At 71.3% G+C, this 19,938-nt stretch carries 20 protein-coding genes; 9 read left to right on the top strand and 11 right to left on the bottom strand.

Features of this window, described 5'->3' with window-relative positions; all coding sequences use genetic code 11:
* Positions 1 to 69: 69 nt before the first annotated feature.
* Positions 70 to 1,167, bottom strand: coding sequence for a bifunctional succinyldiaminopimelate transaminase/glutamate-prephenate aminotransferase (locus ABZ939_RS34390; RefSeq protein WP_361864102.1), 1,098 nt, complete (start codon positions 1,165 to 1,167; stop codon positions 70 to 72).
* An 83-nt stretch (positions 1,168 to 1,250) separates the two neighbouring features.
* Complete coding sequence (gene fdxA / locus ABZ939_RS34385; RefSeq protein ID WP_003985062.1) at positions 1,251 to 1,571, bottom strand: ferredoxin; 321 nt, start codon at positions 1,569 to 1,571, stop codon at positions 1,251 to 1,253.
* A gap of 112 nt (positions 1,572 to 1,683) precedes the next feature.
* On the opposite strand from fdxA, the gene ABZ939_RS34380 reads away from it, so the two are divergent.
* Positions 1,684 to 2,685, top strand: coding sequence for a GNAT family N-acetyltransferase (locus tag ABZ939_RS34380; protein ID WP_361864100.1), 1,002 nt, complete (start codon positions 1,684 to 1,686; stop codon positions 2,683 to 2,685).
* Positions 2,682 to 3,500 carry a transglutaminase-like domain-containing protein gene (locus tag ABZ939_RS34375; RefSeq protein ID WP_361864098.1) on the top strand — a complete coding sequence of 273 codons (819 nt, stop codon included), beginning with the start codon at positions 2,682 to 2,684 and terminating at the stop codon, positions 3,498 to 3,500. The genes ABZ939_RS34380 and ABZ939_RS34375 overlap by 4 nt, the downstream gene beginning before the upstream one ends.
* 100 nt (positions 3,501 to 3,600) lie before the next feature.
* Here the strand turns inward: ABZ939_RS34375 and ABZ939_RS34370 are convergent, their stop codons facing one another.
* On the bottom strand, positions 3,601 to 4,488 hold the full coding sequence (locus tag ABZ939_RS34370; protein WP_361864096.1) for a MerR family transcriptional regulator: 888 nt from the start codon (positions 4,486 to 4,488) through the stop codon (positions 3,601 to 3,603).
* A gap of 87 nt (positions 4,489 to 4,575) precedes the next feature.
* Between ABZ939_RS34370 and ABZ939_RS34365 the strand changes: the two genes are divergently transcribed.
* From ABZ939_RS34365 to ABZ939_RS34345, 5 genes are all read left to right on the top strand, one after another.
* Entirely contained in the window at positions 4,576 to 5,295 is a 720-nt protein-coding gene (locus ABZ939_RS34365) for a DUF6333 family protein (protein WP_361864094.1), read from the top strand.
* Between the two features lie 173 nt (positions 5,296 to 5,468).
* Positions 5,469 to 7,913: an LAETG motif-containing sortase-dependent surface protein gene (locus ABZ939_RS34360; protein ID WP_361864092.1), complete on the top strand. Its 2,445-nt coding sequence runs from the start codon at positions 5,469 to 5,471 to the stop codon at positions 7,911 to 7,913.
* Positions 7,914 to 8,102: 189 nt separating this feature from the next.
* The gene (locus tag ABZ939_RS34355) at positions 8,103 to 8,327 is read left to right on the top strand and encodes a hypothetical protein (RefSeq protein WP_361864091.1); all 225 of its coding nucleotides are present in this window, start codon (positions 8,103 to 8,105) and stop codon (positions 8,325 to 8,327) included.
* A 49-nt stretch (positions 8,328 to 8,376) separates the two neighbouring features.
* Positions 8,377 to 8,871 (top strand): MarR family transcriptional regulator, encoded by a 495-nt coding sequence (locus ABZ939_RS34350; protein ID WP_361864089.1) that lies wholly within the window; start codon positions 8,377 to 8,379, stop codon positions 8,869 to 8,871.
* Complete coding sequence (locus tag ABZ939_RS34345; protein ID WP_361864087.1) at positions 8,868 to 9,323, top strand: MarR family transcriptional regulator; 456 nt, start codon at positions 8,868 to 8,870, stop codon at positions 9,321 to 9,323. The genes ABZ939_RS34350 and ABZ939_RS34345 overlap by 4 nt, the downstream gene beginning before the upstream one ends.
* A gap of 69 nt (positions 9,324 to 9,392) precedes the next feature.
* On the opposite strand, the gene ABZ939_RS34340 is transcribed toward ABZ939_RS34345, so the two are convergent.
* From ABZ939_RS34340 to ABZ939_RS34305, 8 genes are all read right to left on the bottom strand, one after another.
* The gene (locus tag ABZ939_RS34340; RefSeq protein WP_361864085.1) at positions 9,393 to 9,869 is read right to left on the bottom strand and encodes a hypothetical protein; all 477 of its coding nucleotides are present in this window, start codon (positions 9,867 to 9,869) and stop codon (positions 9,393 to 9,395) included.
* Entirely contained in the window at positions 9,866 to 10,477 is a 612-nt protein-coding gene (locus ABZ939_RS34335; RefSeq protein ID WP_361864083.1) for a hypothetical protein, read from the bottom strand. The genes ABZ939_RS34340 and ABZ939_RS34335 overlap by 4 nt, the downstream gene beginning before the upstream one ends.
* Positions 10,474 to 12,744 carry a DUF6571 family protein gene (locus ABZ939_RS34330; protein WP_361864082.1) on the bottom strand — a complete coding sequence of 757 codons (2,271 nt, stop codon included), beginning with the start codon at positions 12,742 to 12,744 and terminating at the stop codon, positions 10,474 to 10,476. Before ABZ939_RS34330 ends, ABZ939_RS34335 begins: the two co-directional genes overlap by 4 nt.
* Positions 12,745 to 12,767: 23 nt before the next feature.
* Entirely contained in the window at positions 12,768 to 13,208 is a 441-nt protein-coding gene (locus tag ABZ939_RS34325) for a hypothetical protein (protein ID WP_361864080.1), read from the bottom strand.
* A 234-nt stretch (positions 13,209 to 13,442) separates the two neighbouring features.
* Complete coding sequence (locus tag ABZ939_RS34320; RefSeq protein WP_361864078.1) at positions 13,443 to 15,461, bottom strand: hypothetical protein; 2,019 nt, start codon at positions 15,459 to 15,461, stop codon at positions 13,443 to 13,445.
* A 329-nt stretch (positions 15,462 to 15,790) separates the two neighbouring features.
* Entirely contained in the window at positions 15,791 to 16,135 is a 345-nt protein-coding gene (locus ABZ939_RS34315; protein WP_361864076.1) for a DUF6113 family protein, read from the bottom strand.
* Positions 16,132 to 17,043 carry an N-acetyl-1-D-myo-inositol-2-amino-2-deoxy-alpha-D-glucopyranoside deacetylase gene (gene mshB, locus ABZ939_RS34310; RefSeq protein ID WP_361864074.1) on the bottom strand — a complete coding sequence of 304 codons (912 nt, stop codon included), beginning with the start codon at positions 17,041 to 17,043 and terminating at the stop codon, positions 16,132 to 16,134. Before mshB ends, ABZ939_RS34315 begins: the two co-directional genes overlap by 4 nt.
* A 67-nt stretch (positions 17,044 to 17,110) precedes the next feature.
* Positions 17,111 to 17,305, bottom strand: coding sequence for a hypothetical protein (locus ABZ939_RS34305; protein ID WP_137993529.1), 195 nt, complete (start codon positions 17,303 to 17,305; stop codon positions 17,111 to 17,113).
* A 166-nt stretch (positions 17,306 to 17,471) separates the two neighbouring features.
* Here ABZ939_RS34305 and ABZ939_RS34300 point away from each other — a divergent pair, with 166 nt between their 5' ends.
* Positions 17,472 to 19,655, top strand: a complete 2,184-nt coding sequence (locus ABZ939_RS34300; protein WP_361864072.1) for a prolyl oligopeptidase family serine peptidase — start codon at positions 17,472 to 17,474, stop codon at positions 19,653 to 19,655.
* Positions 19,656 to 19,713: 58 nt separating this feature from the next.
* Positions 19,714 to 19,938, top strand: a 225-nt coding sequence (locus ABZ939_RS34295; RefSeq protein ID WP_361864070.1) for a hypothetical protein, incomplete at its 3' end; no start/stop codon positions are given.

Genomic DNA, 19,938 nt, shown 5'->3' with positions numbered 1-19,938 from the left:
TCACGACGGAGGGCCCGGGGAGCGTGTCACGCTCCCCGGGCCCTCCGTCGTCCGTCCGTCGTACGGGCGTCAGCCCAGGCGCTTGACGGCCGCCTCGACGCGCTCGTCGGTCGCGGTGAAGGCCACGCGGACGAACCGCTCCCCCGCCGCCCCGTAGAAGTCGCCGGGCGCGACCAGGATGCCCTTCTCGGCCAGGTAGGCCACCGTCTCCCAGCAGGGCTCGTCGCGGGTCGCCCACAGGTAGAGGCTCGCCTCGCTGTGCTCGATCCGGAAGCCGTGCGCCTCCAGCGCCGTCCGCAGGGCCGTGCGCCGTGCCGCGTACCGCTCCCGCTGCTCGGCCACGTGCGCGTCGTCGCCCAGGGCGGCGACCGTCGCGGCCTGCACCGGCGCGGCCGTCATCATGCCGCCGTGCTTGCGGATCTGAAGCAGCTCGCCGAGGACGGCCGCGTCGCCCGCGATGAACGCGGCGCGGTAGCCGGCCAGGTTGGAGCGCTTGGAGAGCGAGTGGACGGAGACGATGCCCTCGTACGTACCGCCGCAGACGTCCGGGTGCAGGACCGAGACCGGGTCGGCCTCCCAGCCCAGCTCCAGGTAGCACTCGTCGGAGAAGACGAGGATGCCGTGCTCGCGCGCCCAGGCCACGATCCGGGTCAACTCGTCCTTGCCGAGGACCTTGCCGGTGGGGTTCGAGGGCGAGTTGAGCCAGAGCAGCCTCACCGCCGCCGGGTCGAGGTCGGCGACCGGGTCGTCGTACACGACCGGCTCGGCGCCGCAGAGCCGCGCGCCGACCTCGTACGTCGGGTAGGCCAGCCGCGGGTACGCGACCTGGTCCCCGGAGCCGAGCCCCAGCTGGGTCGGCAGCCAGGCCACCAGCTCCTTGGAGCCGACCACCGGCAGCACGTTCCCGTGGGTGAGGCCGACCGCGCCCAGGCGCCGCTCGCACCAGCCCGTCAGCGCGTCCCGCAGCTCGGGGGTGCCCCACACCGTGGGATAGCCCGGCGAGTCGGCCGCCGCCACCAGCGCCCGCTGGATCAGCTCCGGCACCGGGTCGACCGGCGTGCCCACCGACAGGTCCACGATGCCGTCCGGGTGGGCGGTCGCCGTCTTCTTGTACGGCTCCAGCTTGTCCCAGGGGAAGACGGGCAGGCGCGAAGAGACTGCGCTCACGAGTTGGCTCACTTCCTCAGATGTACGGAAAACGCGTCGGTCCCGTACAGCGGGCGAGGCCGTACGGGACCGAGGGCGGTTGATCAGCCGTTCTGCGGCGGCAGAGCGGCGATGAAGGGGTGGTCGCGCTCGATCAGGCCGAGCTTGGAGGCACCACCGGGCGAACCGAGCTCGTCGAAGAACTCGACGTTCGCCTTGTAGTAGTCCTTCCACTCCTCCGGGGTGTCGTCCTCGTAGAAGATGGCCTCGACCGGGCACACCGGCTCACAAGCACCACAGTCGACGCATTCGTCCGGGTGGATGTACAAGGACCGGGAGCCCTCGTAGATGCAGTCGACGGGGCACTCCTCGATGCAAGCCTTGTCCTTGACGTCGACACAAGGCTGCGCGATGACGTAGGTCACGCTGTCGTTCCTCCTCGGTAGGGCTGGTCTGCGCGGGAGCGCGGCGTCGTCGATGCCCGCCCCTAGTATCTCCGTTCTTGGGGACGATCCGAACAGGAGGGGCGGAGAAGCCGTGGAATTCACCGCTGGAGGGCGCCTTGAGGTGCGTATTACCCGCGCTGACGTGGGAAAACGTGTCTCAGTTCGGTACGTGACGGAGTCCGGCGCCCCGGGTGAGCGATTCACCGACGCGGTCGGTGTTCTCACATCATGGGACGCGGGTGTGCTGCTGATCACACGCAGGACCGGTGAGAGTGTCCGGATCGCGGAATCCACGCTGGTGGCGGGCAAGGTCGTCCCCGCCGCCCCGGCCCGCAGGCGCGGGCCCGCCGCCTCCTTCGAGGAGCTCGCGCGGGTGACGGCGCGCGCATGGGAGCCGGTGGAGAGCGAGCCGCTCGGCGAGTGGACGCTGCGGGCGGCGGCGGGGTTCACGCGCCGCGCCAACTCCGTCCTTCCCCTCGGGGACCCGGGCCTCCCGCTGGACGAGGCCCTGGCGCGGGTGCGCGACTGGTACGCGAAGCGGGACCTCCCGGCGTACGTGCAGACGGCGACCGGCGCCGAGGGCACGCAGGAGCTGCTCTGCGCGGAGCTGGAGGGGCGCGGCTGGCGGTCGGAGGTCTCGGCGGAGGTACGGGTCGGGGGGCTCGCGCCGGTCGGGGACCTGGACGCGGACATCTCGTCCGTCCGTCTCTCCCGCTCCCTGGACGAGGCCTGGCTCCACCGCTACAACCGCTCCGGTGTGCCCGGCCCCCATGTGCTGAGCGTCCTGTCCAGCGGTCCGAGTGTGTGGTTCGCGTCCGTACCGGGCACGGAAAACATACCGGCGGCGATCGGGCGCTGTGTGGTGGACGGTCGCTGGGCCGGATTCATGGCGGTGGAGGTCGACCCCGCGTCCCGGCGTCAGGGCCTGGCCACGGCCGTCATGACGGCGCTCGCCCGGCAGGCCCTCGACGAGGGCGCGTCGGCGGCCTGGCTCCAGGTGGAGACGGACAACGACGGGGCGCGGGCGCTGTACGAGGGCATGGGCTTCGCGGTCCATCACCATTACCACCACTACCGAGCGGCGGAGGCATGACGGACTGGCGGCAGGAGTTCGCCGAGGAGGCCCGGGCGGAGCGCTCGGACCTCGCCCGGCTGTGCCTGCTGATCGGGGCCGTGGCGGACGACTCGGTGACCGAGGCCGACCTGGACGCGGCGGAGATCGAACTGGACCGGCTCGCCGGCGAGCTGCCCTACGGCCTGCGGGACCCCGCGGAGTGGGTGGCGGCGATGGCCCGGCTGCTCGGCGGCCGGTACGGCTTCCAGGGCACCCCGGCCGACTACCAGCGCCTCGAGTCCTCGCTGCTCCACGAGGTCCTGCGGCGGAGGCGGGGGCTGCCGATCCTGCTGTCGGTGCTCTGGATGGAGGTCGCCCGCAGGGCGGGCGCGCCGGTGTACGGGCTCGGTCTGCCGGGCCACTTCGTCGTCGGGTTCGGCGACCCGGCGGCCCAGGTCCTCGCGGACCCCTTCGCGGGTGGCCGGGCGATGACGGGCATGGACGCGGAGCTGCTGGTCGCGGGCGCGACGGGCGAGCCCCTGGAACCCTCGATGATGCGCCCGGCGGACCGTATGGACATCGTGCTGCGGATCCTCAACAACATCCGCGCCTGGGCCTCGCCACGGCCGGAGCGCTCGGCGGTGGCCCTGTGGGCGGTCGAGCTGTCCCTGCTGCTTCCCTCGCACCCGGCGCGGCTGCGCTACGAGCACGCGGAGCTGCTGGTGCAGCGCGGCGAGTTCCTCGCGGGAGCGGCGGAGATGGAGGCGTACGCGACGGTCGTGGACGCGATCGAGCCGAGCGCGGCGGCCTCGATCCGCAACCGCGCGCAGGCGGCGCGGGCGCTGCTGAACTAGGGCCTGTCCGGCGGATCAGGGTCGGACCCGGCCATGATCCGCCGGACAGGCCCTAGGGCCCCGTCGGAGGATCAGGGTCGCCAGGGCCCGGGCCGTCGGGTCACGCGCCGATCGAACCCGACCGCGCCGACAGGGCTCGGAGGAACCAGGCGAGGGCGGGGGCCAGGGGGTCCGGGGGTGGCCAGCCGTTGATCACGGCGAGGAGATGGAGGTAGCGGGCTCGGCGCGGGTCGGCGACGGCTTGCAGGTACGAGCGGAGGTCGTCGGGGCAGGCGGGGTGGGCGGTGATGTGCTCGACGACCGTTCGCGCCTGGGGCGAGGCCGGGTCGAGGGCGGGGTCGGCGGTCTCGCGGATGACGGCCACGATGTCGCGGCGCGGGGGTGTAGGGCGCTCTTCGTGCGCGGCGGCGAACCGCTCGTGCAGCCGCCGGGTGGCGGCGACGAACTCCGGGTCCTGGGTCAGCTCGGCCAGCTCCACCCACGCGGCGACCTGCGCGTCGTCGGGGTCGTCGGGCAGCTCGGGCGTCAACGAGCGGACGATCCCCGTGTCGAGACCGCCGTAGGCGGCGTCGAGGAAGGCCGCGACCAGGCGGCTCCGTTCGACGGCGGACAGCTTTGCCAGCTTGTGCATGAGATCCAGCTCCTCCGGGGTGGACCCGCGCCCGGCCACCGCCGTCAGCACCACGCGCCGCAGGCGCAGCGTGCGGATCTGCGCGTCCAGCGCGGCGGCGTGCGTGGCGGCGACCTCGGGCAGGGACGCCTCCCGGTCCACGACCTTCCGGACGGTGGGGAGGTCGAGCCCGAGGTCGCGCAGGGTGCGGATGAGGTCGATGCGTGCGACGGCGTCGACGCCGAAGCGGCGGTGGCCGGCGGGGGTGCGGTCGGCGGGCGGGACGATCCCCTCGTCGGCGTAGAACCGGACGGTCTTGACCGTCGTCCCGGTCCGCCGCGCCAGTTCACCGATCGAGTAGAGCGTGTCGCCGTCCATGCGCCCACTCTGGTCCCTCCCCCTACGGGAGACGCAAGGCCCGGATACGGGGGACAGGTGTCGGCGCGCGCCACTACGGTTGCGGCCATGACGAGCAACGGATTCTGGACCTCTCCGCCGGATCGGTTGGTTCGCGGGTCGATGGGGCACTGCAACCTCACCGTTCTCCAGCCCCCGTTCGACGTGGGCGGCCTCGACCTGCCCGCCAACGACCCCGCGCGGGCCGCCGAGTTCGCCGCCTCCCTCGACACGGTCGACGAGATCCTCGAAGACCTCGGGACCCGGTCCGCCCTCGAAGTCCCCTACCCCGGCCAGAGAACCGATCTGGACGTCATCCAGGCCGGCGCCTGGGGCCATGTCCTGGGAATCTGCGATCCGGCGTTCGCCGACAACGGCAACGACACCCCGCTGCTGTACGAGGCTCAGGCCCTGCGGAAGCGGTTCCCCGACGCCCGCATCGTCGGCCGCGTCCACTTCCACGCCGGCGCCGACCACACCGAGGACCTCGTGTGGCTGCCGGACGGCGCCATGTTCCACGCCTCCGGCTGGCCCGGCGACGAACCGTTCGTCATCGGCGGCGACCCGGACGCCGTGATCGCCTCCCTGGGCCTGACCGGCGAGACGCTGGAGGACGCCGGTCTCTACCTGGACGAGGAGGAGCCCAACGAGACCGAGTGGTCCGCCCTCGCGACCCTCGCCCTGGGCCAGGCCGACCCCTGGAACCGTCCGGACATCCAGACGGCCGCGTTCCGCGTCGGCCATGCCGAGTCCGCGGTCCGCGCGATGGAGAACCTGTACTTCATCTGAGCAACAACCCTCCACCCGTTGCAGCGAGTTGACGCCTTGTCGACAACCTCGCCAATGCGTTTGCTCGCGCGACGGATGGGTCTAGTGTGGGCGTTGGCGCGTACACGTCACGGGGGCCTCGCGCGCCACCCCTTCACACCCCCCGGCCCCCAACCGAGGGAAGACAGAGCACCTTGAAGCGAACGTTACGCATACCCGCCCGGTGGCGGCTGACCGTGCGATGGGCCGCGGCCGGCACCCTGGCCGCCGCCGTCACCCTGACCGGCCTCCCCGCGGTCGAGACCGCCCAAGCGGCGGGTCCGCCCGTCACGGCGAAGCCCAAGCCCGGCACCGGCAAGCGCTGCGACACCCGCAACGGCCTCCCGGCCGCCAGGACCACCCCGCCCAACTCCGGGTTCCCCAACGACCCGGCCGGGCTGATCCACAAGTCCAACGACCTGCCGAAGAACTTCGACTACGACCTTCCCGGCAGGGCGTTCGACGGCCTCAAGGCCCCGAACGCGGCCCAGCGGCAGCAGGCCATGTCGAAGGTCCCGGGCGATCCGAAGAAGAACGTCGACGCCTGGACCAAGCAGGCCGACAAGTCCGGGGACCCCGAGGACCGGGCGATGGAGATCTTCGCCCGCTTCCTCGCCAACAACGAGAACCTCAGCTTCAACCACTGGTTCGAGCACCGGTACATCCGCAACCAGACGAACAACCACAAGGGCTCCGGCTTCGAGCGCCAGCTCGTCAGGGACTACAAGCTCATCGGCCCGGACTGGCTGTGCGAGTACTACGTCGAGCTCTTCGACAAGGACGGCAACAAGGTCGGCGAGCGCCGCTACGACGCCTACAACAAGCGGACCAAGGAATTCAACGAGTTCAAGTCCAACAGCAAGCTGGACCCCAAGCAGCTGGCGAAGGACCGGATCGTCGCCAAGTCGATGCCCGACCACACCTTCCGCTTCACCGGCGCGAAGAATTTCACCAAGGGCCAGCAGAACCACATCGACCAGCTCAACCGCGATGTGATCAAGGACCGCCCCGGCGCGACCAACCAGGTCCGCGGTAACCAGCGGTTCTACAACCCGGTCGGCAAGACCACCCCGATCCCCGGCTACGGCAAGAACGACAGCTGGATGGCTCCCGCCTGCCAGGGCATCGTCACCCCGCGGCTGCAGGCCGCCGCCGCGCCGAAGAACTGCGGAACCCGGGGCCCGCTGAACGACCGCATCAACGGTTCCGGCCGCACCCTCGAAGAGGCCAAGCGCATCCAGGCCGACGCCCGGCGTCTCGACACGCGGGGCACCCTTCCCCGGGGCGGGCCGGGTGGCGTGGACTTCACCACCCTGGAGCTGCGCTACGTCGGCGGCCTGGGCAAGGGCAAGGGCGTGCAGTACTCCATGAAGGCCGACATGATGCCGGACCCGGACGAGAACCCGGGCTTCGGCGGCCAGGCCAAGATGCAGCTCGCTTCCGACGCCCTGTTCACCTGGCTGGCGCTCACGCCGGAGAAGTTCTGGGTCAACCTCAACCCGGACCAGCCGGACAAGATCATGGACTCGAAGTTCGCGTCCACGGACGCCGGCCGGATCCTTCTCGACGCCGACCTGGACATGAAGTTCGACTTCGCCGAGGCCATCAACCCCGACAAGCACGCCGGCGCCCGCCGCTTCTGGGACACCCAGCCCCGCGAGGACGGCATCCCGTGCTTCCCCGAGGTCCGGCTGTGGATCGAGCCGGAGGTCGCCCAGGTCCGTGAGCAGGACGGCGGCATCTACATCCTGGACGCGCCGCTGAAGGTGTCCACCGAGTGGATGGACATGGACTGGTCCGCCCCCGGTGCCCACAACTGCACCTTCACGGAGGCCGAGAAGCGCTTCAGCGAGGCCAACCTGCGCGCGAACGTGATGCCCGAGGTCTCCAAGCGGGTCAACACCGGTGCGAAGTACGCCGATCTGCGCCGCGTCTACACCTCTCGCGTCGCGGCCGAGTACATCCGCCAGCAGGACGCCAAGTCGCCGACCGACTTCCGGCCGATCATCGACTCCAACGACGTCTCGGCCTGGCCGCTGCGCGCCCCGAACGACAAGTGGACCAAGCAGGGCACGTACGACCGGTACATGAAGTCCGCCCGTGAGGGCGTCGAGTGGTTCAAGCTGGAGTACGGCGGCAAGGTCTTCAACCAGGGCGTCGGCGGTGTCGACTTCTCCAAGTCGCCGAAGCGGAACATCACCAAGGTCCGCTTCGATGTGGAGAACCGGGACCTGGACAACACCACCCGTAACTCCCTGCAGTCCGACGACGCCTCCTACCGGGACACCGAGGACCTGTACCTGGGCGCGGACACCCAGACCGGAGGCGGCGGCAACCCCGGCCCGACTCCCACCCCGACACCGACGCCCACGCCGACGGACAAGCCCACCGACAAGCCGACCACCCCGGGTCCCGACCCGTCCACCCCGCCCAGCGGCGGTGGCAGCGGCGGTCAGAACCCGCCGAAGGACCCGGGCGGTGACCTCGCCGACACCGGCTCCGACACCCCCATCGGTCTGATCGCCGGCATCGCCGCGGCCCTCGCCGCGCTCGGCGGCGGACTCGTCTGGTGGAAGCGACGCCGGACGGCCGGCCAGTAGGCCGCCGGCCCGACACCGTTCGGCCCCGCCCCCTGTCCGCCAGGCAGGGTGCGGGGCCGACGTCGTTCAGGTGGGGGCCTCGACGTGCCCGACGTGCGGGTCGCGTTGTCACAAGGTGCCCACTACGGAGCGTAACGTGATCCACGCCACTGTGTGACCGGAACCAACACGCAGAGCGGAAGGCTCACGATGCATACCCCCTACGGCCCGGGCACCTTCGTCGCCCACACCGGCACCGACGTCTACGGCCCCGGCAAGGTCATCGGCGTGGACGGAGTCCACCGGCGGGTGCGGTTCGTGCACTTCGTCGCCACGATCCGCGCCGACGACCTGCGCCCGGCCTCGGCCCGCGAGACCAGGGAGATCCAGGACTGGCTGCGGGTGAAGCGGCAGCGGTACGGCGGGAATTGGTGACATCGGAAAATAGTAGCCATGGACATAGTAGCCATGTACTCTATTCGCCATGAGCAAGGGTTCACCGGGTCCCACTCCCGGCTTCCTGGTGTGGCGGCTCGCCAACAAGTGGCGCGTCGCGGTCGATCGCGCGGTGGCTCCGCTGGGCCTCACCCACGCGCAGTACGTGCTGGTCGCGTCGCTGCACGGCATGCAACGCACCGGTGAGCGGCCCAGTCAGCGCCGACTCGCCGACCACACCGGCCTGGAGGCGCTGTACGTCTCGAAGCTGGCGCGCGCCCTGGAGGCGGCCGGGCTGATCGAGCGCACCCGCGATCCCCGCGACCCGCGCGCCGTACAGCTCGCGCTCACCGAGCAGGGCACGGCCGTCACGCGCCAGGCCATCAGGGTGGTCCAGGAGCTGCTTCAGCAGTTGCTGGAGCCGCTCGACGGCCTCGACGCCCCGCGGACGCGCGCGTTCACCGACGAGCTGACGACCCTGCTCGACGCACCTCTCGCTCCATCCGTACCGAACGACGAGAGCAGTCAGGGGACACCACCATGACCACCACCGCATCCACCACCGCACCCCTCGCCAACCCCCGGGCCCTGGGCCTGGCCCACTACGCCGCCCGCGGCGTCCTGGAGCGTGTCCTGGCCGGGCACGGCATGACGTTCCAGGCGCAGGTCGCCCTGCGGGCCGCCGTCACCGCCGACGCCCCGCGGACGCCGGACGAGCTCGTCGACCAGGTCCAGGACTCCCTCAAGGCGGACCCGGCCGACATCCGCGCCACTCTCGACGAACTGCTGGCCAAGCGGCTGCTCGTCGCGGACGGCGGGCACCTTCACCCCACGGACGCGGGGCGCGAGCTGATCGCCGCGGTCGGCGCGGAGACCGCCCCGATCACCGCCCGTATCTGGGGCGGGATCCCCACCGAGGACCTGGCCGCCGCCGGCCGCGTCCTCGCCCTGGTCGCCGAGCGCGCCGACGCGGAGCTCGCGGCGCTGACCGACTGACCGCCCGACCGTCCCACCGGCCGGGGCCTGGGAAGACCCGGACCCGGCCCGAGCGATCGACCGCCCGCCTCAGCACTCGCCAGGTTCGACGGTGGCCGCGCGGCCGGTCGTCACGACGAGGCAGAACGGGTACTCGTCCTCGACGGTGGCCAGTTGGAAGCGGTCGTCCCCCGAGGCCTTCACCTCCAGTTCCCAGAAGGGGCCGATGCCGTCCGCCGCGTCGCGCACGGCCTCGTCGACCTCCAACCGCCCCATCTCGCCGTCCCAGGACGTCCCCTTGCCCAGGGTGGACGCTGCCTCCGCGGCGACCGAGCGCACCTCGTCGGCGTTCCAGGACGTCTCGTCGGCGACGCCCATGGCCCGGCTTCCCAGGAACGCGAACAGGCCGGCGATGACGAACGCCGCGACACGACCGATCGCGAAGACGGCGCCCGAGGGTTCCCCCGACCGGTCCGTGAGGCGGCGGCGGAGGCGGCGCGGACCGACGAGGCCGAGCACGCCCATGAGGGCCGCGAGGGCGAACAGCAGGACGACGACGCCGGTCATGTCGGGATGCCTCCGGCGTCGGGGCAGCCCATGGCGAGGGCGAGGCGGCGCGAGAGGTCCTGGAGGACACGGATGTTCGCCTCCTTGACGCTTCCCTCGTGCGGGCGCGGGCCGTAGACCAACTCGGCGTGGACGATGGGCTTCCCGACCCCCTTCACCTCGCACGCGAACCACAGGTCGGCGCCCTCGTCCGCGCCTTCCGCGCGCAGGCCGACCGGAAGGCTCAGCACCGCGACCCCCGGGGGCTGCGCCGCCGGGAGCTTCTCGATCTCCTCGAACAGCACCGTCATCTCCGACGGGCTCTCATCGGGGTCGGCCACGTCCGGATGGATCACGCAGTCGGTCTTCTCCCCGCCGCCGTCGAGGTCGGGGTCGTGCAGCAGGTCCTTCAGCGTGTCCGCGATCCCGTACGAGCGGTACGTGAACCGCTTCGTCTCCGCGATCTGCTCCAGCGCCCGCGCAGCCGTCGGCGAGAGACCGCCGCACACCTCCGTCGCCGGCACCGTCCCCTCGGCGGAGTCCTTCTTGTCGCCGCCCCCGCACGCCACGAGCGTCATCGCCAGCGCCAGGCCGCCCACGGCCCGCCACGCCCGACCCCTCATCGTCATCCCTTCGGGGTGACGCGGGTGATCGCGTCCGCGCCGTCGTTGTACTTGCCCTCCACGCCGCTGTGCATCTTCTGCGCCCACTCCGTGCCGTCGAGCTTGTTGGCCGCGATGTACGCGTCCATCGGCGTGACCGCCCGGGCACCGCCCAGCGTCGTGAAGGTCTTCAGGTCCATGTGCTCCTTCTCCGAGAAGTCCGGACCGTTCTTCTCCAGCTCCCGGTTGATGTCGATGCCGAACTGCGTCATACCGGCGCCCGCGACCGCACCCGCCACCTGCGGCACGGCGAACGCGGCCACTGCGGCGCCACCGGCCGCCGCGCCCGCGAAGGGCAGCGCCACGGCTCCGACGCCCACCGCCACGGCGGCACCGACGCCGAACTTCTTCCACTCGGCGGCCTCGGCGAGCTTCCGCTCCGCCTCCTTCGTGGCCTCGCCGTAGTGCGCGTGGATGTCGTTCGCCCGCGCCTGGTCGAGCATGCCCTGCATCTTGGCGCCGGTCTCGATGATCTGGGCGACCTCGCCGTTCGGCTCGGGGTGCGCCCGCAGGCCGCTGGCCGTGTACTCCTGCTGCGCCATGGAGAGGATCTTGTAGCCGTCCTCGTCCCCGCCGGCCACGGCGAGGAACGAGGCCGCCGTGGTGTCCAGCAGATCGATGTGGCCGGGCCCCTTGTGGCCGAAGGCGGCATCCCGCAGGTCCTGCCCCGTGTAGGCGTTGCCGAAGTTCGACGACGCCCAGTTGAGGTCGTCGATGTAGCCCGCGCCCATCTTGGCCAGGCTGTCGCCCATGCCCTTGTGGTCGTCGAGGTACTTGGGGTGGTCTCCCACGTACTTCATGACCTGTTCGGTGACGTTCGCCGTCGTGTCGTCGCGCCGCAGCCCCAGTTCCGGCTGGTCGTACGGGACGCCCAGGGTCGCCGCCTCGATGGCGTGGCCGAGCTCGTCGAAGTCCTCGCTGCCCTTCGTGTTGTTGGGCATGTCGGGCCACTTGCGGTCCTCGAGCAGGTACTTGAGCTCCGGGTCCATCGCCTTGAGCTCCTTGTCCGAGGAGTCCCAGTCCTTGGAGCTGAAGAACTCCTTCGCCGCGTCCGGGTTGTGCCCGAGCGCCTCCATGTACCCCGCCATCGGGTCCAGGCCGTGGTCCGTCCCCGCACCGAAGTTCAGGTACGTCTCGTAGCCGTCCGGCTGCCAGAGCTCCTTCGGGTCCGTGCCCTTGTGGGACTTCTCGAAGGCGATCAGGCTCTTGCCGTAGTCGTGGAGGAAGTCCTTCTCGTAGTCGCCGTAGCGCATGAGGCTGCTCATGACCTGGTAGCCGTACGGGCCCTTGGTCATCGTCCCCATGTTCATGTCGACCATGTCGACCCGCTTGCCGCCGAGCTCGATCATCTCCTTCTTCCAGCTCTCCATCGCGGGGCTGGTCGAGTGCGAGGCGGTGGCCAGGGTGTAGCCGAGGCTCTTCTGGATCTTCGCCGACTCCTTGGTCATCTCGTCCCCGTACTGCGTACGGTCGGCGATCCTCGTCCAGAACTCGACGGTCTTCTTCGGTCCCAGACCGGTGGCGAACTGCTCGGCGAAGTACGGGTCTCCCTCGTGCTTCGAGAGGAGGCTGTTGATCCGCTTGATCTCGTCCAGGGTGTACGGACGCTTCACGTTGGCCAGCTCGGTGAGGGCGTCGCGGTCCTTGTCGGCCTGCTCCTTGCCCGCCTTCGCACCCTTGAGGCTGTCGTACGTGTTCGAGTCGAAGCCCTTGTTGTGACCGTTGTAGTCCTGGCTCAGCGCCCAGTACAGGATGCCGTCGGCCTCCTCGGCCGCCGTGACCTGGTTGCGGATGCTGGTCCGGTACGCCTGGATCGTCTCCTGGTAGCCCTTGTTCAGGGAGGCGAGATGCTCGCTCGGCGTGTCCTCCGGCGGGTCGAACCAGACCTCGCCGTCGGGCTTGATCGAGAGGTACTTGTCCTTCTCGATGTCGCTCCTGATCGTCTTCAGCTTCTTCTGGGCCTCGGAGAAGACGTGGTGGGCGTCGCTCAGCAGGCGGTGCACGTCGCCCGCCTCGTCCTGGGCCGCGCGGATCTGCTTGCCGACCAGGGCGACGTTGTCGAGCGCCGCATCCGCCGCCTCGCCCTTCCAGTCGGACTCGGCGAGCCCCTTCTCCACCGTGTTGCCGTACAGCGTGGCGGCCTTGCCGAACTCCTCCGGGAGCTTCGCCCACTTGGCGACCGCTTCGGAGAGCGGCGCGAGGTCGGCGTCGAGGAGCGTCTTGTAGTCGAGCATGGTTCCGGTGTCCCCTCGGTCGCTCAGGCCAGATTGCGGTCGGAGCCGCCGGACTTGTCGCCCCTGCTGTGCCGTTCCTTCTCGGCCCGCTCGCGGGCGTCGAACTCGGCGGCGGATTCCCGGAGCCCGCCCGCCACGGCGTTCGCCAGCAGCCCCTCCACGTACTTCATCTGCGCGTCCCAGCGCGTGGAGAAGGTCTTGAAGGCGGGGGCGGAGCGGAAGCCCTTCAGGCCGGCCCCGACCTCGCCCGTCTCCTTGCTCGCGGCGTTGTCCGCCTTCACGAAGTCCGTGCGGACGGTGTCCGCCTTGCCCGCCCTGCCACGGAGCTCCGCGGAGTCGACGTGCAGCTTCTTGCCGGACCCGCCGCCGCCATCGGCCGGGAGCTGGTTGAGCCGCATACGCGTCTCCTGCTGCTCCACCGCGACGGACCGCACGGTGGCCCACTCCTCGTCGAACGTCGTCACCCTTACCCCCATATGACAGGACTTCCCGCGTTTGCCCCAGCAAGTTCCGCGACACAGGGGCCCCTGTGATCGTAGTCGCGGGGGCCTCGGCCCACTCAGTCCCTTCTAAGGATTTGACGAACCTGCCGCATCTTCACAAGCCGCGCACGCCGGCGTCACGGTCGCAACCGAAGGCCAAAGACAAGGAGCCCCACCCGGCACCGCCGGGTGGGGCTCCCTCTCTCGTACGAGGCGTCAGCCCTGGCCACTCAGGTCGATGACCTTCGTCCGCTCGGCCGGGGTCTTGCCCATCAGGGCGTCGCGCATCACGAAGGCGACGTCGTCGGCGGAGACCTGGTGCTTCTTGCCGTCGCCCTTGGTGATCATGATGCCGTCGAAGACGCCGTCGAGGAGCGTCTCGATCGCCTTCTTGTCGTAGACCTCCACCAGGCGGCCGTTGACGGGCTTCATGGAGAGGATCTGCGGCAGCGACTTCGCCGGGCCGAACTTGATCTCCTTCGAGCCCGCCTTGATCGTGATCAGGCCGGACATGGCGGGCTCGGCGAACTCCTTCATCGCCCGGTCCAGCTCGGCCTGGGTGATCGTGGGCTCGCGGGTGACGACGGGCAGCTCGACGGCCTTCGACCGCCCCGTCTGGACCTGGGCGCGGAACGCGTCCTTGACGAAGATCATCGAACGGCCGACGTCGAGACCCTTGCCCGGCTTGCCCGGCACGGCGGTGGCCTTGTTCGGGGAGAACCGGATCGTGCCCTCGGTCGCCGAGCCGGACGCGCCGGAGACGTCGGTGAGGGCGACGGCCAGCTTCTCCTCGTCGACCGGGAGCTTCGGCTCGGCGACGCGCTCGCCACCGAAGAGGGAGCCGATCACGGACACGGGGTTGTAGTCGCTGCCCGCGGCCGCGCGGACGGTCTCCTGGCTGTCGAGGGAGAGACCGGCCTTGTCCGGGGACAGCTCGACCGTCTTCCCGCCGATGTTGAGCTTGAGGGGGGCGTGGGCGCGCTTGCCGAGGGCGGCCTCCAGCTTGTTGACCCCCTCCTCCTTCGTACCGCCGCCGATGTCGACACCGAGGACGGTCGTGCCCTTGGGGACGTCGGAGTGGTTGAGGAGCAGGCCGGCGCCGTAGGCGACGCCGATGAGGCCGAAGACGCCGACACCGACGAGGACGAGCTTGGAGCGGCCCTTCTTCGCCGGGGCGGAGGAGGCGGCGGGCGTCGCGGTCCTGGGGGCGGCGGGCGCCGGGGCGCCGCCGACGACCTCGGGGGCCGAGAAGCCACGATCCGGGAGGCGGGGCGTGAGGTCCGGACCCGAAGGGCCCGCGGGGCCGGAGGGCACGACGGGGATGCCGCTGGTGAGCGTGTCCCCGGAGACGTGGCCGCCGCCGGGGCCCGCGCCGGGCGGGGTGATCGGGCCGGGGCTCTGCGGGGTCAGGACGGCGGTGTCGTCCGACATGCGCGGCGATCCCCCGAAGGGGCCGCCACCCATCGAACCGCCGCCCACCGGGCCACCCACCGTGCTGCTGCCGGTGACGGGGCCGGTGGTCGGGCCGCTGGGCGCCTTGGGAGCGCCGGGACCGCCCGGGGAGTACGGGGCGCCGTCGGGGCCGTACGCGGCCTCGTCCTGCGGCGGCGTCGTGAGGAACATCGGCGTGCCGGACGCGGGGGTCGCCGCGATCGAGGCACCGCCGACCGTGGGGATGCCGCCGGTGGCGGGACCGGCGAAGCCGGAACCGCGGGCCGGGCCGCCCGTGGCCGGGGGCCGCACGCCCGGCACAGGCGTACGGCCGGGTGCGCCGGAACCACCAGGGCGCGGACCGGCGCCTGGGGCGCCACCGGCACCCCTGCCCGAGGGACCCGACGGACCCGAGGGCGCCGACGGCCTGGAGGGTCCGGACGGCGCGGTGGGAGCGGACGGCGCGGCCGGAGCAGGGGCCGACGAAGCCGCGGGAGCGGCCGGCTTGCGCGGGGCGAACCAGTCGCTGGTGGGCTTGTCCTCCGCCTTGGACCCCGGCTCCGCCGCGGCCGGAGCCTCGGGCTCCGGGGCAGGGGCGGGGGCGGGCGCGGGTGCCGGAGCCGCCTCTGCGGCCGGCTCACGCTCCGATGTCTTGGCCTCGGCCTCGGCGACCGGCTTGCGGACCACCACGGGCGGGATGGGCCGCGAACCCGGAATGTTGATCCGGATCCGGGTGGTCAGCGTGGTCTCGGTCTTCGGCTCCTCCGGCTGCGCAGGAGCGGGCGCGGCAGCGGCGCCGGACATCTCGTCGGACCCGTCCTGCGTGGGGTGGAGCGACGGATACTGGCGGGATCCGTACGGCGGTGTACCCGACGGGTACGCGGCTCCACCGCGCCCCTGGGCGCCGGAGGACGAACTGTCAGTCTCTCGACCAGTTTCACGACTCAAAGCAGGTTCTCCCGGTTGGCTCCACCGCCCGCTCTTGCTGGTGCTCGTGTTCCCGGGCGGCTCGGCGGCGCGCACCACCATACTGGCCGTCGCCGACAGGCACCCGACGGCCGGGGATCCAGCACGGGGCATTCCGGCCGAAGTCCGGGCAGCCCTTCACAGAAGCTCCGCTCAAGTCGGCCTGTTCACGGGGCCGGTCGCCAGAGCCGCGACATGGTGGCGCACATCACAGCGACGGCCATGCCACCGAGAAGATAGATCATCTCCGCGATCCCGCCGCCGAAGACCCCGTCGCCTTCCGGCCGTCCGAGGCTGAGCAGCACGATCGCGGCGAGCCAGCCCGCCGCGGGGGCCACGAGGCCGAGTTGGGTGTCGGTGGCCCGCAGCCCTCCGTAGAAGACGCCCGCGGTGGCGAGCAGCGCGAGGATCAATCCGCCGGGGACCCAGGAGCTTTGGGCGAGTGAGCCCGCCGCTCCGACGAGTGCCCCGAGGACGAGGAGGAGTACGTACCAGACCACGCGGATACTCACGGCGTCACCACACCGGCGAACAGGTCGTCCTCGCGCACGCCCGCCGGCGCGCCCGGCGTGCCGCTGACCAATTGGTAGTACTCCGTGGTGAAGATCGGCTGGCCGAGGTCGTTCGAGAGGGCGAAGAAGGGCCCGTCCACGGCGATTTGGGTGACATGCGCCCGCATCGCGGCGGTCTTGCGCGCCGCCCAGTCCGCGCCGCCCGTACCGCCCGCACCGCCGTCGATCTCGGCGGTGATCAGGGAGTCGTCGACGACTCCGGGGACGTCGTCGATCTCGGCGATGCCGGGGAATTCGGTGCCTGCGGCGCGCAGCAGGGCGAAAGCGGCCTCGGCGACCTGGCGCGGGACCCGGTTCCAGTAGATCTTCGCGAGGGAGTGCGCGGAGCCGAGGTCGGGGCGGTACGAGGCGTCCGCCGCCAGCTCGGCGGCGCGCATGGCGACGCGGTGGGCCTGGATGTGGTCGGGGTGGCCGTAGCCGCCGTCGGGGTCGTAGGTGACCAGGACCTGCGGGCGGGTCTCGCGGATGATCTCGACGAGGTACGGGGCCGCGGTGTCGACGTCCGTGTTCCAGAAGGCGTTCTCGCGCCGGTTCTGCTCGACGCCCATCATTCCGGAGTCGCGGAAGCGGCCGGGGCCGCCGAGGAAGCGGTGGTCGGTGACGCCCAGTTCCTTCATCGCGGCGGCGAGTTCGCCGACGCGGTGGGTCCCGAGCCGGTCCTCCCGGTCGGGTGCCAGGTGGGCGAGCTCGGGCGGGATGACCTCGCCCTCCTCGCCGAGCGTGCAGGTCACGAGCGTGACCTGGGCACCCTCGGCCGCGTACCTGGCCATGGTGGCGCCGTTGTTGATCGACTCGTCGTCGGGGTGCGCGTGCACCAGGAGCAGACGACGGGCTGGGAGAACCGTCATGGCCCCACCCTACGAGGCAGGGCCCGGATCGGAACGGCAGGCCGGAAGCAGACCGTGAAACAGCAGGTCAGAACTTGAGGCCGCCGATCATGCCCGCCACGTTCGTGGTGAGCGTGCTGATGGACGGGGCGATGGACGAGCTCGCCAGGTAGAACCCCAGGAGCGCGCAGACCGCCGCATGTCCAGCCTTCAGCCCGGATTTCCGGATCAGCAGGAAGACGACGATCGCCAGCAGCACCACCGCCGAAATCGAGAGTGCCACGGCGGTTCACCTCCACACTTCTTCGGTCGGATATTCGGACGGTCAGGTCGGCGAGCATGTGCCAGCTGTCCCCTACCCACCCAGCGCTACGGATCATAACTATGTGTGGCTTCGCATTGATGGTGTACGGGGGCATAGGGGGGCGCACAGCGCTAGGTTCGGTCGCATGACCTCCAGGCAACAGCGGTCGTTCCCGCTCTCGTTCCCTCGTCAGTACGCCCGGACGCAGCGCTTCACCCTGGGCGTTCCGCGTGCGTTCACGGTGTCACCGGACGGTCAGCGGGTGGTGTTCGTACGCTCGTCGTCCGGTACGGACCGCTCGCACGCGCTGTGGGTGCTGGACCTGGACGGTCCGGCGGGCGAGACGCGGGAGCGGGTCGCGGCGGATCCGGAGGCGCTGCTCGGGGGCGCGGCCGAGGAGTTGTCGGCCGAGGAGCGCGACCGGCGGGAGCGGAGCCGTGAGGGCTCCGGCGGGATCGTGGCCTACGCGGTGGACGGGGCCGTGGAGTTGGCGGCGTTCGCGCTGTCGGGGCGGCTGTTCGCGGCGGAGCTGAGGGCGGGGACGGCGCGGGAACTGCGGGTTCCCGGCCCGGTGATCGATCCGCGGCCTTCGCCGGACGGCCGGCACATCGCCTATGTGACGCGTGGCGCGCTGCGGGTGGCGGGTGCGGACGGGGAGGGCGACCGGGCGCTGGCGGAGCCGGAGGACGCGCAGACGACCTACGGTCTGGCGGAGTTCGTGGCGGCCGAGGAGATGGGGCGCTCGCGGGGCTTCTGGTGGTCGCCGGAGTCGGACCGGCTGCTCGTGGCGCGGGCGGACGACCGGTCGGTGCGGCGCTGGTGGATCGCGGACCCGGCGCATCCGGACCGGGAGCCGCGGGTGGTGCCGTATCCGGCGGCGGGGACACCGAACGCGGAGGTGCGGCTGTACGTGGTGGATCTGGCCGGGGAGCGTACGGAGGTCGAGTGGGACCGGGACCGGTACCCCTATCTGGCCCGGGTGCACTGGTCCTCGGGTGGGGCCCCGCTGATCCTCGTACAGGCCCGTGACCAGCGCACGCAGCTCCATCTGGCGGTGGACGCGGAGACCGGGGCGACCCGGACGGTGCATGTGGACGAGGACCCGGTGTGGCTGGAGCTGCTGCCGGGGGTGCCGGCCTGGGCCCCGGACGGGCGTCTCGTCCGGATCGCCGACGAGGGCGGGGCGCGGGTGCTCGCGGTCGGGGACCGGGCGTTGACCGGGGCGCAGCTCCATCTTCGGAACGTCCTGGACATCGGGGAGAACGACGTCCTGGTCTCGGCGTCGGCCGGCGAGGAGGCGGCGGAGCCGGAGACCGGGGAGATCCATGTCTACCGGGTCAATGAGCTGGGTGTGGAGCGGGTCTCGGAGGGGGCCGGAATTCACTCGGCGGTGCGCGGCGGCGCGGTGACGGTGCTGGTATCCGCCCGGCCGGACACGCCGGGGAGCGTGGCGCGGGTGCTGCGTGACGGCGCCGAGGTGGCGGTGATCGCCTCGCACGCGGAGACTCCGGTGCTGTCGGCGGGGGTGCGTCTGCTGGAGGGGGGCGCACGGCGGATTCCGTGCGCCGTCCTGCTCCCCTCGGGGTACCGGGAAGGTGACGGACTACTGCCCGTGCTCATGGATCCGTACGGGGGCCCGCACGGCCAGCGGGTGCTCGCCGCCCACAATCCGCATCTGACGTCCCAGTGGTTCGCGGACCAGGGCTTCGCCGTGATCGTGGCGGACGGGCGGGGTGCTCCGGGCCGGTCTCCCGCCTGGGAGAAGGCGATCGCGAACGACCTGACGCCCACGCTCGACGACCAGGTCGAGGCGCTGCGGGCGCTGGCGAAGGACTTCCCGCTGGATCTGGGGCGGGTGGCGATCCGGGGCTGGTCCTACGGCGGTTATCTCGCGGCGCTCGGGGTGCTGCGGCGGCCCGATGTGTTCCATGCCGCGATCGCGGGGGCGCCCCTGTCCGACATGCGGCTCTACGACACCCACTACACGGAGCGGTATCTGGGGACGCCGCAGGACAGCCCGGAGGTGTACGCGGCGAACTCGCTGGTCACCGACGACGGTCTGTCGGCACCGGAGAACCCGGCACGACCGATGATGATCATCCATGGGCTGGCCGACGACAATGTGGTGATGGCCCATACGCTGCGGCTGTCCTCGGCGCTGCTCGCGGCGGGCCGACCCCATGAGGTCCTGCCGCTGACGGGCGTGACCCATATGACGCCTCAGGAACAGGTGGCGGAGAACCTGCTCCTGCTCCAGGTGGACTTCCTGAAGCGCTCGCTGGGGCTCGACCAGGGGCAGTCCGGCGGGTCAGGGCCGGACAGGCCCTAGTGCTCTGACCGCATAGGTTCGCCGGGTTGGTGGTCGTGGCGGTTGGACGAACCTGCCGTTGCCGGGCACACCCGTGAGCCGCGCGGTCGACCGGCTGCTGTCGGCGCGGATCAAGCAGAACGCGTTCAAGGCCTGGCCGGCGACCCGGGCCAGGGTGATGGTCTCCGGTGGCGGATACCAGGGGCGCCAGCCGGCCCCCGAGGCGCTGCGCCGCGGGCTCCTCGGACGGGCCGACGCCGAGCGCTTCGTCGCCGAGCGCACGCATCTGCTCGCACTCGCCGAG

It is taken from the genome of Streptomyces sp. NPDC046712, from assembly GCF_040645695.1.
Lineage (GTDB): Bacteria > Actinomycetota > Actinomycetes > Streptomycetales > Streptomycetaceae > Streptomyces.
Note: the sequence above shows the minus strand (reverse complement) of the source record. Positions and strands in the feature narration are given on the sequence as shown.